The organism is Thermocrispum agreste DSM 44070 (genome assembly GCF_000427905.1).
Lineage (GTDB): Bacteria > Actinomycetota > Actinomycetes > Mycobacteriales > Pseudonocardiaceae > Thermocrispum > Thermocrispum agreste.
The window spans coordinates 905,555-920,927 of record NZ_KE386603.1; the positions used below are offsets into that span (position 1 = coordinate 905,555).

Genomic DNA, 15,373 nt, shown 5'->3' on the forward strand with positions numbered 1-15,373 from the left:
CCATGACCGAGACACCGAACGAGCCGGCGGACACCGCCGGGCCGACACCGGACCCCGAGGCCACCGGGGCGGCCGATGCCGTCGCCCGAGGCGGCGTCGGCGAGGACACCGAACCGGCGAAGTCCGACGCCGCCGCCACCGGCGGTCAGGACGGCTCGAACAGCAGCGGATCCGGCGAAAAGCAGGCAGCTGAACGCTCCGCGGAGACCGCCAAGGGCGGTGACCACGCCGAGCGTCGCCACCGGCGGGCCAGCCAAGCGGAGCAGCCCGGTCCGCGCGACCCCTACGACTACCCGCGCAACTGGGAAGCCGACGTCGTCCTGTCGGACGGCGGGACGGTGCACATCCGGCCGATCGTCCCCTCGGACGCCGACGCCATCGTGGCGCTGCACGGCAGGCTCAGCGAGGAAACCCGCTACCTGCGCTACTTCGGCGCTTACCCCCGGATCCCGCCGAAGGACCTGGAGCGGTTCACCGTCGTCGATCACTACAACCGGGTCGCGCTGGTCGCGGTGCTCGGCGACGACGTGGTGGGCGTCGGGCGGTACGAGCGCATCGGGGAAGGCTCCCCCAACGCCGAGGTCGCCTTCGTCGTCGACGACGCCCATCAGGGGCGCGGCCTGGGGTCGATCTTGCTGGAGCACCTCGCCGCGGCGGCTGCCGAATGCGGCGTCGAACGCTTCGAGGCCGAGGTGCTCAGCGAGAACCGGGTGATGATGCGGGTGTTCACCGACGCCGGCTACCACGTCACGAAGGAGTACGAGTACGGCACGCTGCACCTGGAGTTCGACATCGACCCCACCGAGGAGTCGCTGGCCGTGGCGCGCGCCAGGGAACAGGCCGCCGAGGCGCGCAGCGTCCACAACCTGCTGCATCCGCGCTCGGTGGCGGTCATCGGTGCCTCCGCTGATCCGGGCAAGATCGGCTACGTCGTCCTGTCGAACCTGGTCAGCGCAGACTTCGCGGGAACGGTGTACCCGGTCAACGACAACCGGGAGTCGGTCCGGGGAGTCAAGGCCTACCCGAGCGTGGTGGACATCCCGGACGAGGTCGACCTGGCCGTGGTCGCGGTGCCCGCCGAGAAGGTGTTCGACGTCCTCGACGGCGCTCTGGAGAAGGGTGTCAAGGCCCTGGTGATCGTCTCGGCGGGCTTCTCCGAAGCCGGACCGCACGGCCTGCACGCCGAGCTCCAGCTGGTCGGGGAAGCCCGCGCGCACGGCATGCGCCTGGTCGGGCCCAGCGCACTCGGCGTGCTCAACACCGACCCGAAAGTGCGGCTCAACGCCACGCTGGCGCCCTGGATGCCGGGACGGGGCCGGACCGGATTCTTCTGTCAGTCCGGCGCGCTCGGAGTCGCGATCCTCGCCGACACGGCCAAGCGCGGCCTCGGCTTGTCGACGTTCGTGTCGGCGGGGAACCGGGCCGACGTTTCGGTGAACGACCTCCTGCAGTACTGGGAGACCGACCCGGCGACCGACACCGTCCTGCTGTATCTGGAGTCGTTCGGCAACCCGCGCAAGTTCGCCCGCTTGGCACGCCGCCTGGCCAGGAAGAAGCCGATCGCGGTGGTGCGTGCCGGGCGGCACGCCGTCAGCCGGGAGTTGGCCGCGGCGTCGGCGCAGGTCGACGAGGCCGCTGTGCAGGCGCTGTTCGAGCACGCGGGCGTCATCCGGGTCGACACACTGGCGCAGCTGTTCGACGTCGCCCTGGTGCTGGCGCACCAACCTCTGCCCCAAGGGCCGAGCGTCGCGATCGTGGGCAACTCGACTGCGGTCGGGGCGCTGGCCGCCGACACCGCGATGGCGCTCGGCCTCACGGTGGCGTACGACCCGGTTGACGTCGGACCGCAGGCGGGCCCCGAGGAGTTCGGTGCCGCGGTCCGGGATGCGGTTCGCGACCCCGACGTCGACTCGCTGGTGGTCGTGTGGGCGCCGCCGGTGTCCCAGGACGCCGCGCCCTACGCGGAAGCAGTCCGCAAGGTCGTGGGCGATGCGGACCAGCAGACCAAGCCGGTCGTGTCGACGTTCCTGGCCGTGGAAGGCGTGCCCGAGTCGCTGGCGGTCCGCTCCGAGGACGGCACCCCGACCCGCGGCTCGATCCCTTCGTATCCGACCCCGGAGCGCGCTGTGACGGCGTTGGCGCGCGTAACCCGGTACGCCGCGTGGCGGCAGCGGCCGTCCGGGTCGCTGGTGCGGCCCGAAGGGGTGCATCCGGAGCGTGCGCAGCAGGTCGTCCGGGAGATTCAGGCCGAGTCAGGGCGCACCGGCTGGCTGAGCGACGAGCAATGCATCGCACTGCTGGACTGCTACGGCATCGAGATCCTGCCGCACGAGCGGGTCGGTTCGGCCGACGAAGCGGTCGCCGCGGCCGAGCGGCTGGGGTACCCGGTGGCGGTGAAGTCGGTGGACGAGCGGCTGAGCAGGCGCCCGGACCTGTCCGGTGCCCGGCTGGATCTCATCGACGAGCGGCAAGTGCGCGCGGCCTATGCCGACTTGCAGCGGATCTCCGGTACACCGGGCGCGCTGGTGCAGCAGATGGCGCCGCGCGGCAGCTCCTGCGCGATCGGCCTGCAGGACGACCCGTCGTTCGGCTCGCTGGTCTCGTTCGGGCTGTCGGGCGTGCTGGGCGACCTGATCGGCGATCGCGCGTACCGGATCGTGCCGTTGACCGACATCGACGCGGCGGATCTGGTGCGGGAGCCGCGCTCGGCTGCGTTGCTGACCGGCTATCGCGGTGACGAACCCGCCGACCTCGGTGCGCTCGCGGACCTGGCGTTGCGCGTGAGTGCGCTGGCCGAGGACCTGCCGGAGATCAGGGAACTCAGCCTGGACCCGGTGATCGCCAACCCGGACGGTGTCGTCGTGGTGGCGGCCAAGGTCCGCATCGGCGATCCGCCCGCGCGGCCCGACACCGGGCCGCGCCGCTTGCCCTCGATCACCGAGCACGTCCGCTTCACCACGTCGGGACGGAACACGTGATCCGCCGCCCGTGCAACCCGGGACGGCGGTCGTTCCGTCCTGGAGGCATGAAGCACATGAAGTGGATGAACGCGATTGCCGGGTCGGCTGTGGTGGTCATGGTGCTCGCCGGATGTGGCGGCAACGGGGCCGGTGCTCCGGATTCCGGGGCGGGCGAGACGGCCGGTGGGGGGTCGTCGGCACCGGTGGCCGCACCGGGCACCAAGCCGGGCGACAAGCCCGCCTCGCCCGGCGGGACACCGGACGAGTCGGTGAGCCATCCCGCCGGGAAACCGGGTGCCGGCGCACCCGGCGCGGACCGGCCGAACGCGAGCCGGCCACCCGAGGGTGGGAAGGCGGTGCCCGCCAAACAGATCAAACCGGACGGCCTGCCCAAGGACCATCCCAAGAAGGCCGTGGTGAAGGGCACCACGCTGGCCATCGCCGCCCAGGAGGGCGGATGCGCCGTGGCCAGCGCGGAGCTGGGGAAGCAGACCGCGGCGCAGGTCGAGGTGACCGTGGTGCTGACCGAGCCCAAGGAACCTCGGATGTGCACCATGGACATTCGCTTCCCGTGGCTGACCGTCGAGCTGGACGAGCCGCTGGGGGACCGCACCGTCGTGCTGAAGTACGACAAGCGCAAGGCTTGATCCGCGGGAGAACGTGGACGGTGCGACAGGGGGCGGCCAGTACATGCCGGGGGACGGGCCGCCCCCTGTTGCGGGCTACCGCGCGTCCCGCGGGGGTTCCGGCGGCGCGGCGGAGCTGCGGCGGCAGGAAAAAGGCCCTTTATACGATCCCCCAACTGACATTGGCTGGGGAATTTTTCGCACAAACATGACGATCCCCCGGCCTCGGCGCGGCCGCGGGCCGCGGATGTGGTGGATGGTTGCGAGCGACTGAAGTGGTCGTCGCTCGCTGGCCGAGCTCGTGTCGTCGGGCGGGACCGTGCGGGCCGCCCCTGTCCTCACGCGTCGTGCCGAGCGAGCGCCGAGCGCTGGTAACAGCGATCGGTGTCACAGCTCGGCGGTGTCCTCGATCACTCTGAGCTACCGAATCGATCGAGAATCCCTGCTGTCGCCGCTGCCAGGATCGTTGCTCATTTTTCCGTTCTGACCTGGTAGTTCGACGTTGTTGTCAGGGCGACGACGCCATGACCGCCGGAATCACGTGGTTAGTGCTTTCGTGTGAACGCCATCACGGTGTGTGTTTGCCGTCGCTGGTGCCGTCTCGTTACCGTCGCCTGGAACGTCACGGTTCGGTCACGGCATCGGTGTGTGGCTTGCGCCGGTGAACCGGGATCCCCGCTCGGTGTGGCCGGACCTTCCCCGAGACGTACAGGAAGGCCCATCCCCATGCGACGCAGGCGAGTTGTCGCCGCGGTCATTGCCGCGGGTGCACTGGCCCCCATCGCCCAGGCGCTCGGTTCCGAGCTGTCAGCCGAGCCCACCGCGGTGACGCTGCATTCACGCGCCACCCCACAGCCGAACACCGCGGCGGCGATGAAACGCGAGGAAGAACGGCGCGAGCACTTCGAGGAGCAACGACGGCACCTCGAGTGGCTGGCGGAGAAGCGCAAGCGCGCCAAGGCCAAAGCACGGGCGGAAGCTCGCGCCAAGGCGCGTGCCAAGGCCCTCGCCGACAAGCGCGCCGAGCAGAAACGGCAGGAACGGGCCAAGGCGCGGCAGGCAGCCGCGTCGCCCGAGTTCGTCAAGCCCACCACCGGAAGGCTGACGTCGGCGTTCGGTCCCCGGTCCGACGGCCAGCACGGCGGCATCGACGTGGCCAACGCACTGGGCACGCCGATCTACGCCGTCGCCGACGGCACCGTGGTGGAAGCCGGTCCGGCCAGCGGGTTCGGCAAGTGGGTGCGGATCAAGCACGACGACGGCACGGTGACCGTCTACGGCCACATGTTCGAGTTCTCCGTCCGGGCCGGTGAGCGGGTCGAGGCGGGCGAGCAGATCGCCGAGATCGGCAACAACGGCCAGTCCACCGGGCCGCACCTGCACTTCGAGGTGTGGCAGCACGGGTCGCAGAAGATCGACCCGCTGGCCTGGCTGAATCAGCACGGCGTCCGGCTCTGATCGACGGCAGCCCGCCAGCTGCGCCGATGCCTAGCCGAGGCCTGTCCCGGCTGCGCTGCCGGCCGTGAAGCGGTGTCCGGTCGTGCTGGTGGCAAGCAGCGAGTTCGGTGCCGCCCGCCGCGCACACTCCGGCACCGGTGGTGCCGGGTCCACCCACCGGACCCGGCACCACCGAGGTCGTCAGGAGCGGAACGAGATCTGCAGTACCGGCTCCGAGGTGTCCGCGAAGAAGTCGTTGCCCTTGTCGTCGACCACGATGAACGCGGGGAAGTCCTCGACCTCGATCCGCCAGACCGCTTCCATACCCAGTTCCGGGTACTCCAGGACCTCGACCTTCTTGATGCAGTCCTGGGCAAGGCGCGCGGCCGGGCCACCGATCGAGCCGAGGTAGAAGCCGCCGTACTTCTGGCAGGCCTGCACGACCTGCTTGGAGCGGTTGCCCTTCGCGAGCATCACCAGCGAGCCACCGGCGGCCTGGAACTGCTCGACGTAGGAGTCCATGCGGCCCGCCGTGGTCGGGCCGAACGAGCCGGACGGGTAGCCCTCCGGTGTCTTCGCCGGGCCGGCGTAGTACACCGGGTGGTCCCGCATGTACTGCGGCATCGGTTCGCCCGCCTCCAGCCGCTCGGCGATCTTGGCGTGTGCGATGTCCCTGGCCACCACCAGCGGGCCGGTCAGCGACAGCCGGGTCTTCACCGGGTACTTGGACAGCGTGGCGCGGATCTGATCCATCGGCTGGTTCAAATCGATCCGCACCACCTCGTCGGACAGTTCGTCCTCGGTCACGTCCGGCAGGAACCGAGCCGGGTCGCGCTCCAGCTGCTCGATGAACAGCCCGTCCGGGGTGATCTTCGCCTTGGCCTGCCGGTCGGCCGAGCAGGACACCGCGATGCCCACCGGGCAGGACGCCCCGTGCCGCGGCAGCCGGATCACTCGCACGTCGTGGCAGAAGTACTTGCCGCCGAACTGGGCGCCGATACCGAACTGCCGGGTCATCTCCAGCACCTGCTGTTCCAGCTCGACGTCGCGGAAGCCGTGCCCGAGCGGCGACCCTTCGCGCGGCAGCTCGTCCAGGTACCGGGCGCTGGCCAGCTTGGCCACCTTCAGGTTGTACTCCGCCGACATCCCGCCGACGACGATCGCCAGGTGATACGGCGGGCACGCCGCGGTGCCCAGCGAGCGGAGCTTGGCTTCCAGGAACGACGCCAGGCGCTTGGGGTTCAGCAGCGCCTTGGTCTCCTGGTACAGGAACGTCTTGTTGGCGCTGCCCCCGCCCTTGGCCATGAACAGGAACTCGTACGACGGCTCGCTGCCCGGCTTGTGGTACAGCTCGATCTGGGCGGGCAGGTTCGTGCCGGTGTTGCGCTCTTCCCAGAACGTCAACGGGGCCAGCTGGGAGTAGCGGAGGTTCAGCTCCTGGTAGGCCTCGAAGATGCCGCGAGTGAGTGCCCGCTCGTCGTCACCGCCGGTGAGCACCGTCTCGGTGCGCTTGCCGATGACGATCGCGGTGCCGGTGTCCTGGCACATGGGCAGCACACCGCCCGCGGAGATCGCCGCGTTGCGCAGCAGGTCCATCGCCACGAACCGGTCGTTGCCGCTGGCCTCCGGGTCGTCGACGATCGCGCGCAGCTGCGCCAGGTGCGACGTGCGCAACAAGTGCTGGATGTCCCTGATCGCCGTCTTCGCCAGCGTCGTCAACGCCTGCGGGTCGACCTCGAGGAACGTGCGACCGGCCGCCTGCACCGTGCGTACCCCGTCGGCGCTGACCAAGCGGTACTCGGTGGTGTCCTCGCCCAGCGGCAGGACATCGGTGTACTCGAATGCGGTGGGAGAAGCAGTCACACGCCGAACTTACCGAAAGGTGCCGGGAAAAACGGAAGGCCGGGCCCACCCCGACCGGACCCGACCTTCCTGGGAACGCGAACCGGCTCGCGCCGGACGCGAGGCTCATGAGGCGCTTGTCACAACCATGCCATCCCCAAGGACGCTCCGCCCCCGGGGGAGGTTGCTTGCTGCCATGAGCAGCCTGCCGCGAGGACGGCGGCACGTCAACGCCGCCGTTCGAGTTCTGTGGATCTTCTCAGCTTCACTTTGCGTGACGTTCAGCTTGCGCGGGGCGTGGCCGCTCGGCCGACCGGGTTCAGCTGGCTCGGCGCTCGGTTCCGGTTCGGCCCGCCGGCGTGCGGCCCGGGCGGTGCCGGGGAATCGGCTGGCTCGGTTCGGGGGTCGGCGGATCGGGGCTTGCGGGTCGGGTCGAGTCGGCGTCGGGGAGCGGTCCGCGCGCCCTCGCCTGGGCGGTGTGCACCGGCCGACGCTCGGTCAAGTCGTCTCCTGGCCGGTGCGCGTGGGCATCGAGCCGTGCGCTGGTGGCGACTGAGCACGCGCGAACAGACGCCGGGCGGTGGTGTCGCGTTGCTGCTTCTGGTCGCTGCGGTCGGACTGTTCCGGCGTTGGCCCGTTCCTGCTTGTGCGGGCGTCATGCCGCCCACGCACGGCCGCGGTCACTGGCGAACGGCCCGTCCCTGCTTGTGCGGGCGCCATGACGGTCCTGGTCATGGGGCGCGGCGCCGGTGACCATCGCGTGGGACGTGGGCGGTTTCGGCCCTCGAACCGGGCTGGACTGACACCCGGGCAGTGGCCTGCTCGGCGCTCGACGGCTCGTGTTCACGCACGCAGAGTGCGCCGCCTGCTCGCGTTCGGTTGAGCGGTGCCGCAGCGCCCAGTCACTCCGCGCTGGTCGTGGCTGGGCGCGTTCTGGTGGTCGGGATGGTACGCGCTTGGCTGCTTGCGTCCGGGTGGAGCCGGTTCCACCACGCTGCCCGCCGAAGAGCCGCGCCGGGGGCTGCGGCTGGGGCATTCGAGCCGGGCTGTGCCGACGTGTGAGCAGCCGCTTGTGTCGAGTTGCACTCGGACGGCCAGAGCTCAGCAGGCGGCGCGCGTGGTCGGCCGCGCGCATCCGGGTGGCGCTCCGGGGCTGCTGTCCCGGAGGTCGCCGGTTCGTGTCGTCCGCGCGCTTTCGGATGGCGCCGCGTGCAAACCGGCTCGGCTCGATGCCGACCCGGGCCGAGCGGGCTCGGCCTGCCTTGCGCCGGGCCGAGCCCATCCAGGTCGTCCGCTCACCACGGGTCAGCTCCATCGGAGCCCACCTGCTCGGCTCCCGCTCGGCCGTTCGCGGTGCGGGTGCCTTGCGTCCGGCCCCGAGGTTCGTTGCCCGTGTGCTCAGCTGGCGTAGGCGCGCAGCCGCTCGGCCCGCTCGCCCTGCCGCAGCTTCGACATGACCTCGCGCTCGATCTGCCGGACCCGCTCCCTGGACAGGCCGAAGTGCTTGCCGATCTGGTCCAGCGTGCGCGGCTGACCGTCGTCGATGCCGTAGCGCAAGCGGATGACGTTCTGCTCCCGCTCGTCCAGCGTGGCCAGCACCCGGCGCAAATCGTCCTGCAGGATGCCGGAGATCACCGCCGACTCGGCGTCGGTGGCCTCGGCGTCCTCGATGAAGTCGCCCAGCGGGGCGTCCTCCTCGGTGCCGACCGGCATGTCCAGGCTCACCGGGTCGCGCGCGTGGTCGAGCAGCTTGGCGACTTTGTCCTCCGGAATGCCGGACTCGGCGGCCAGCTCCTCGTTGGTGGCTTCGCGGCCCAGCTTCTGGTGCAGGTCGCGCTTGATCCGCGACAGCTTGTTCACCTGTTCCACCAAGTGCACGGGCAGTCGGATGGTGCGCCCCTGGTCGGCCATGCCGCGGGTGATCGCCTGCCGGATCCACCACGTGGCGTACGTGGAGAACTTGAACCCCTTGGTGTAGTCGAACTTCTCCACCGCGCGGATCAGGCCCAGGTTGCCCTCCTGGATCAGATCCAGCAGCGGCATGCCGCGGCCGGTGTACCGCTTCGCCAGCGACACCACCAGGCGCAGGTTGGCCTCCAGCAGGTGGTTCTTGGCCTGCTGGCCGTCGGCGACCAGCGCCTTCAGCTCGGCACGGCGCTCGTCGCTGAGGTCCTCCTCGGTGTCCAGCACGTGCTGGGCGAACACCCCCGCCTCGATCCGCTTGGCCAGCTCAACCTCGTCGGCAGCGGTCAGCAACGCCGTTTTTCCGATACCGTTGAGGTAGACGCGCACCAGATCCGCGGAAGGGCCCTGGGCGTCCAGATCGGGCTCCTGCCCGCGCTCGTCCTGGGTGGGAAGCACGGCGATCTGGGCGTCGGAGTCCGGGTACGCGTCGCTCCGGCGCTCGAGTGTCGGTGCGGACATCACTGCCTCCCCTTGGCTGGCTTGCGTCCCCGCGGTCGTGACCACGGGAGAAGGACTTCGGCTGGTAGCCGGACATTCATCTCAACGTCGGCGCCCGCCGAAAAAGTTCCCGAGGCAAACGATCCGACGGCGTCTCACGCTGTGGTTTGCCGCACGCGGTCTCGAGCAAACTTCAGGTTCGGTCAGGTAACCGGGATCACGTCTCCACCAGGACCGTGAACGGTCCGTCGTTGACGCTGCTGACCTGCATCATCGCGCCGAACCGTCCGGTGGCCACGGTCGCGCCCCTGCGGCGCAGCTCGTCGACGACTACGCCGACCAGGTGTTCGGCATGCTCCGGCCGGGCGGCAGCGACCCACGACGGACGGCGGCCCTTGCGGGTGTCGCCGTACAGCGTGAACTGGCTCACCACCAGCAGCGGCGCGCCGGTCGACGCGCACGACTGCTCGTCGCGCAGGATGCGCAGCTCGTGCAGCTTGCGCGCCATCCGTTCGGCGTTGGCCACTCCGTCGTCGGTGTGCACGCCGAGCAGGACCAGCAGGCCGGGCTCGCGGATCTGGCCGACGACTTCGCCGTCCACCGTGACGCTCGCTTCCGTGACGCGGGCCGCCACTGCCCTCATGACGCTTCCTCCGCGGGTTCGAGCATGCCGTGCAGGACCAGCTGCCGGGCCATGGCCGCCGCAGCGGCCGCCAGCCGGTCCGGTTCCTCGCCGTGTGCGGCGGCGAGCAGCGCGACGAGATCACCGAGCGGAAGGTGTCCTCGGCACCCGGCGAGCAGCGCGGCCGCCAGCTCGTCGATCTCGTGCTGCCATCCCGGCCCGTCCGTGCGGTGCAGCCGCCGGATCGTCGTCGACCAGCCCTCGTCGCAGGCACGCGCAATGGACTCCAGCACCACCGAGCCTGCCACGCGCAGCCGTTCCCGCAGCAGATCGGGGTGCTCGCGGAGCCACTGCACCCGGTCCAGCCATGCGGCCGCCTCCGCGCCCAACGGATCGTCGAACGCCTGGCGCAGGTCTTCACAGACCACGGTCGGCTCTGCGTCCGTGCGGCGCAGCGTGACGAAGCCGAAGCCGACGCCCACGACCCGGTTGGCGGTGAAGTAGTCCAGCCAGGCCGCGGCCTTCCTGCCGCCTTCCGGTGACCGTGGGTCGATCCCGGCGTCGCGCAGCCAGGTGCCCACGTACAGCGCCGGATCGGCCACGTCACGCTGCACGATCCAGGCGTCGACGCCCGGGGGCAGCCACGAGGCCACGCGCTCGGTCCAGTCCTCGCCTTCGCGGTGCAGCCACGAGGCCAGCAAATGCCCGGTGCCGCCCGGTGCGAGGTGCCGCGGCAGCGACCGCACGACCAGCGCGCTGGCCGCGTCCCCGCCGAGTCCCGAGTCGCGGTAGGTGTAGTCGACCGCCGGCGGGCCGACGACGAACGGGGGATTGCACACCACCATGTCGAACTCGCGCCCGCGCACCGGCTCGAACCACTCGCCGTGCAGCAGCTCGACGTCGAGCCGATTCAGCCGGAAGGTCGCCTCGGCGAGCGCGACGGCCCGCGGCGAGACGTCCGTGGCGGTCAGCCGCTCCGCGTGCGTGCTGGCGTGGAGCGTCTGCACGCCGTTGCCGGTGCCGACATCCAGCACGCTGCCGACCGGGCGGCGGATGGTCGCCCGGACCAGGCTCAACGACGCTTGACCGACTCCCACGACGTGATCCCGCCGGGTGTTCCTGCCCCGTCCGCGCTGCGCCTGGTCGACATCGGAGATCACCCACCACGAGTGCTTGTCGTCGCCGTACGGCCGGATGTCCAGTCCTGCCCGCAGGCCGTCGCCGTGCGGTTCGAGCACGCCCAATTCGACGGCGGCGTCCACCCCGAGCGGCTGGAACACCCGCTCCAGGCAGGGCACCGGTTCGGTGTCGCCGAGCAGGAACACCCTGATCAGCGTGCCGAGGTCGCCGGCATCGCGGCTGGCCCGGCGGGCAGGCTCCGGCTCGTCCCTGCTCAGTGCGGCGTGCGCGTGGTCACCGAGCGCCGCCAGCACACCGTCGGTGTGGTATCCGCATCGCAGGAAGACCTCGCGCAGGCGATCGCAGTCGGTGGGGGAGAACGAAGGTGGTCGTTCCACGACTGGAATCGTGCCATGCGCCGATCACCCCCGAGCAGGCAAGCGCAGGCGCGCGGCGGCTCGAGGTCACGCCGTGCGGGAGGGTGGTCGCCTGCCGCCGCGCGGCACGGTGCAGGATCGGGAAGGTTCGTCGCGCGAGTTGGTCCGCCGAGGGTGACGCCGGGTGCCATCGGTGGGACGATGTCACGAGGAGGTGGTCTGCCGTGGGCAACACCGACCGCGCAACCGACCGTCCGGTGTTGATCACCGCGGCCGCCAGGTCCCTCGACGAGGAATTCGCCGCGCGGAAGCGCAAGTACATCATCATGATGTCCTGCCGGTTCCCGTGCCTGGTGCTGGCCGGGATCTTCTACCACACGTGGTGGCTGGCGCTGCTGTTCATCCTGCTGTCGGTGCCGCTGCCCTGGGTCGCGGTGCTGATCGCCAACGACCGGCCGCCGCGCAAGGCGGAGAAGATCGCTCGCTTCCGGCGCGCACCACGGGCCATCGAAGCCGCCGAACACCGGGTCATCGACGGCTGACCGGCGACAGCGCAGGCCATGGGCGGCGTGCCGTCGCACGCGGTCCGCAGGCGACTCCGCGGGTTCCTGACGGGTGCGCAGTCACTGACGGTTGTACTGCCCGCCCTGCTGGGCCGGCTCGTCCTTGGCGATGCCTTCCCGCATCTCCGCGATCAACGACGCGACCACGGCCTTGAGGCTGCCGTTGTGCTCCCGCGCCACCGCACGCTGCCGCTGGTAGCTCGCCCCGTAGCGGAGGATCGTCTCCACCCCGGCCAGCTCGTTCTCGCAGCGCAGCTTGCGCGCGGTGGGTTCCAGCTGGTTCAGCAGCTCGACCAGCGACTCGGTGACCAGTTTCTCGTCGCCCGCGGCATTGAGGATGACGATGGCGTCCATGCCGTAGCGGGCGGCACGCCACTTGTTCTCCTGCACGTGCCACGGCGGCATGGTGGGGATCTCCTCGCCGTTGTCCAGCCGGGTGCTCAGGTCCTCCACCAGGCACTGGGTCAGCGCCGCGATCGCGGTGACCTCCTCCAGGGTGGGCACGCCGTCGCACACCCGCTGCTCGACGGTGCCCAGGCGCGGCGACGGCCGGATGTCCCAGCGGATCTCGGTGATGTCGTCGATCACGCCGGTGATGAACATGTCCTCGACGTAGGACTCGAACTCTGCCCACTCGGCGAACTGGAACGGCAGGCCCGCCGTGGGCAGCTGCTGGAACATCAGCGCTCGGTTGGAGGCGTACCCGGTGTCCTCGCCGCCCCACCACGGCGACGAGGCGGACAGCGCCTGCAGGTGCGGTGCGTAGTTGAGCAAGCCGTCCAGGATCGGCAACGCCTTCGCCTTGTGCTCGATCCCGACATGGATGTGCACGCCGTAGATCAGCATCTGCCTGCCCCACCACTGGGTGCGCTCGATCAGTTTGGCGTACCGCTCCTTGTTGGTGACCTTCTGCTGGTACCAGGCGGCGAACGGGTGGGTGCCCGCGCAGAACAGCTCCACGCCGAGCGGGTCGGTGACCTTGCGGACCAGCTCGAGCGACTCGGTCAGGTCCTCGGCGATCTCCGCGACGGTGTCGCACACCCCGGTGATGATTTCCACGGTGTTCAACAGCAGTTCCTGCTTGACCTTGGGGTGCTCGTCCATGCCCGGCTCGCACACCTCGGACAGGATGCGTTCGGCGACCGACGCGAGCTCACCGGTGCGCCGCTCCACCAGGGCCAGCTCCCATTCGGCTCCCACGGTGGATCGGCGGGACGGGGCGAAGTCGATGCGCATGACCACCTACACCTGAGCGCCGGTGGACGGGTCGGATCCCGGCGGGCGGTTGTCGTCGCGGGCGCGCAGCAGCGCCAGGCCGAGGCCGGCCGCCAGCGCCAGGATGCCCAGCGGGGTGCCGAGCACCGGGGTCATGCCGACCAGCCCTGGCGCGATCAGCAGCACCAGCCCGATGACGAAGAACAGCGCGACGACGAGCATCGCCCTGGACGGCCGCGGCAGCGGGGGCGGTTCCGGCGGGACGTAGTGTTCGTCGTCGTCGTCCAGCGGGTCCAGCGGTTTGCCGGACAGCATCAGCTCGTCCCAGCCGACGCCGGAGCCCGCGCGCCAGTCCGACGAGGGCCGCACGACGGGTTCGTCCTGCTCGCCGTCTGCCCTGCGGGCCTGCTCGGCCGCCTCCGCGGTCGCACCGAGACCTTCCGCGCGCAGCTCGGCCACGAGTTCGTCGAAGATGGCGTCGACGTCGTCCTGACCGTCCGGGCCGTTCCCCGTCTTGCTCACCCCACCATCGTCGCACGCCACGGCGCACCGTGGGACCACCGACGGCGCGGGAATCTCCAGGAATACTGACATCGTGGGTAGCCGGCAGGCTGCTGATCTGTCGCCTGCCGTACACCGCGCGTTATCGTCCTTTACGTGATCGCCGACGACGTTCGGAAGGCGGGTGGACAGTGTTCTACTGGCTGCTGAAGTACGTGTTGCTCGGACCGATCCTGCGCGCGTTCTGGCCGACCAAGGTCGTCGGCAGGCAGCACATTCCCGACCGTGGTGGCGCGATCCTGGCCAGCAACCACCTGGCCGTCGTCGATTCGTTCTTCCTGCCCGCACGGATCAAGCGGCGGGTCTATTTCCTGGCCAAGAAGGAGTACTTCACCGAAAAGGGCCTCAAGGGCTGGTTCAAACGGTGGTTCATGACGGCCACCGGGCAGCACCCGATCGACCGGTCCGGCGGCGACGCGGCGCGCGCCGCGCTGGAGACCGGGGTGCGCCTGCTGCGCCAGGGCAAGCTGCTCGGCGTCTACCCGGAAGGCACCCGTTCCCCGGACGGCAGGCTGTACAAGGGCAAGACCGGGGTGGCGCGGATGGCACTGGAGGCGAAGGTGCCGATCATCCCGGTGGCCATGATCGGCACCGACAAGGTCAACCCGATCGGGTCGAAGATGTGGTGGCCGCGGCGCATCGAGATCCGCATCGGCAAGCCGCTGGACTTCTCGCGTTACTACGGCCTGGCCGGTGACCCGTTCGTCGAGCGGTCGATGACCGACGAGTTGATGTACGCCCTGATGGAACTGTCCGGTCAGGAGTACGTCGACGTCTATGCTGCGACCGTCAAAGGGCTCACCTTCTCCTCCGGCCGCGGCAAGGCGGCAGGTGAGTCCCGCGCGGTCGGCGAACGGCAGGGCGAACCGGGAGAGCCGGTGCGCCAAGGCTGAACCGGCGCGGCGCGGGCCGGTTGGGTGGGGTGCAGCCTGTCCGTGCTGCCGTGACTGACCTGGATGAGGGCTGAAAGACGATGCGGTTCTTCTACGACACCGAGTTCATCGAGGACGGGGTGACCATCGACCTCGTCTCCATCGGTGTGGTGGATGAGCACGGACGGGAGTTCTACGCCGTCTCCACCCAGTTCGACCCGGCCAGGGCAGGCCCGTGGGTGCGCGAGCACGTGCTGCCGAAACTGCCCCCGCCGAACCACGAGGCGTGGCGCAGCCGCGAGCAGATCAAGGAGGACCTGCTGGCCTTCATCGGCACTCCGCGGGACGGAGTGCAGTTGTGGGCCTGGTACGCCGCCTACGACCACGTCGCTCTCGCGCAGCTGTGGGGCGCCATGCCGCAGCTTCCCCGGGTGCTGCCCCGGTTCACCAGGGACCTGCGGCAGCGCTGGGAGGACCTGGGCAAACCGGACCTGCCGGACCCGCCGCCGAACGCGCACGACGCCCTCGCCGACGCCAGGCACAACCTGGCCCGCTGGCGCCGGATGGAGGAGGTCCGCTGTCGGCGCGGCCTCGGCATGGGCTGATCGGCCCAGCCGCCTGGCCGGATCGGCGGATCTGCCCCTTCGTCCCTCCTGCCCCGCCCGCTCGGCTCCGCTACGGTGGGTCGGTGAATCGGTTCAGCTACCGCTCGGTACGCTGGCGACTGCAACGATGCAGTGATGGACGTCACGGCCGCGGTCGCGGCGGATTTCGGA

12 protein-coding genes are annotated in these 15,373 nt (G+C 70.2%); 6 read left to right on the plus strand and 6 right to left on the minus strand.

What is annotated here, in order from left to right; genetic code table 11:
• Positions 1 to 2: 2 nt before the first annotated feature.
• The 3 genes from YWY_RS22105 to YWY_RS0114335 all read left to right on the plus strand — a co-directional run bounded on the left by YWY_RS22105 (position 3) and on the right by YWY_RS0114335 (position 5,044).
• Positions 3 to 2,978, plus strand: a complete 2,976-nt coding sequence (locus tag YWY_RS22105; protein WP_084609259.1) for a bifunctional acetate--CoA ligase family protein/GNAT family N-acetyltransferase — start codon at positions 3 to 5, stop codon at positions 2,976 to 2,978.
• Positions 2,979 to 3,025: 47 nt separating this feature from the next.
• Positions 3,026 to 3,607, plus strand: a complete 582-nt coding sequence (locus YWY_RS23340; protein WP_051310232.1) for a hypothetical protein — start codon at positions 3,026 to 3,028, stop codon at positions 3,605 to 3,607.
• Between the two features lie 705 nt (positions 3,608 to 4,312).
• Positions 4,313 to 5,044 (plus strand): M23 family metallopeptidase, encoded by a 732-nt coding sequence (locus tag YWY_RS0114335; protein WP_051310233.1) that lies wholly within the window; start codon positions 4,313 to 4,315, stop codon positions 5,042 to 5,044.
• Between the two features lie 180 nt (positions 5,045 to 5,224).
• Here YWY_RS0114335 and YWY_RS0114340 read toward each other — a convergent pair whose 3' ends face one another.
• The 4 genes from YWY_RS0114340 to YWY_RS0114355 form a co-directional block, all read right to left on the minus strand.
• Positions 5,225 to 6,886, minus strand: a complete 1,662-nt coding sequence (locus tag YWY_RS0114340; protein ID WP_028848171.1) for a fumarate hydratase — start codon at positions 6,884 to 6,886, stop codon at positions 5,225 to 5,227.
• Positions 6,887 to 8,263: 1,377 nt separating this feature from the next.
• Positions 8,264 to 9,289 (minus strand): sigma-70 family RNA polymerase sigma factor, encoded by a 1,026-nt coding sequence (locus tag YWY_RS0114345; protein ID WP_028848172.1) that lies wholly within the window; start codon positions 9,287 to 9,289, stop codon positions 8,264 to 8,266.
• A gap of 196 nt (positions 9,290 to 9,485) precedes the next feature.
• The gene (gene dtd, locus YWY_RS0114350; RefSeq protein ID WP_028848173.1) at positions 9,486 to 9,911 is read right to left on the minus strand and encodes a D-aminoacyl-tRNA deacylase; all 426 of its coding nucleotides are present in this window, start codon (positions 9,909 to 9,911) and stop codon (positions 9,486 to 9,488) included.
• Positions 9,908 to 11,407: a DUF7782 domain-containing protein gene (locus YWY_RS0114355; RefSeq protein WP_028848174.1), complete on the minus strand. Its 1,500-nt coding sequence runs from the start codon at positions 11,405 to 11,407 to the stop codon at positions 9,908 to 9,910. The genes dtd and YWY_RS0114355 overlap by 4 nt, the downstream gene beginning before the upstream one ends.
• A 203-nt stretch (positions 11,408 to 11,610) precedes the next feature.
• Here YWY_RS0114355 and YWY_RS0114360 point away from each other — a divergent pair, with 203 nt between their 5' ends.
• A complete protein-coding gene (locus tag YWY_RS0114360) occupies positions 11,611 to 11,928 on the plus strand; it encodes a DUF3099 domain-containing protein (protein WP_028848175.1) in 318 nt (105 codons plus the stop codon).
• An 81-nt stretch (positions 11,929 to 12,009) separates the two neighbouring features.
• Here YWY_RS0114360 and YWY_RS22115 read toward each other — a convergent pair whose 3' ends face one another.
• The gene (locus YWY_RS22115; protein WP_051310289.1) at positions 12,010 to 13,185 is read right to left on the minus strand and encodes a glutamate--cysteine ligase; all 1,176 of its coding nucleotides are present in this window, start codon (positions 13,183 to 13,185) and stop codon (positions 12,010 to 12,012) included.
• A 6-nt stretch (positions 13,186 to 13,191) separates the two neighbouring features.
• Positions 13,192 to 13,686 (minus strand): hypothetical protein, encoded by a 495-nt coding sequence (locus YWY_RS0114370; protein WP_028848176.1) that lies wholly within the window; start codon positions 13,684 to 13,686, stop codon positions 13,192 to 13,194.
• 170 nt (positions 13,687 to 13,856) lie between these two features.
• Here YWY_RS0114370 and YWY_RS22120 point away from each other — a divergent pair, with 170 nt between their 5' ends.
• On the plus strand, positions 13,857 to 14,618 hold the full coding sequence (locus tag YWY_RS22120) for a lysophospholipid acyltransferase family protein (RefSeq protein ID WP_051310234.1): 762 nt from the start codon (positions 13,857 to 13,859) through the stop codon (positions 14,616 to 14,618).
• 80 nt (positions 14,619 to 14,698) lie between these two features.
• Complete coding sequence (locus YWY_RS0114380; protein ID WP_028848177.1) at positions 14,699 to 15,202, plus strand: polyadenylate-specific 3'-exoribonuclease AS; 504 nt, start codon at positions 14,699 to 14,701, stop codon at positions 15,200 to 15,202.
• Positions 15,203 to 15,373: the final 171 nt, after the last annotated feature.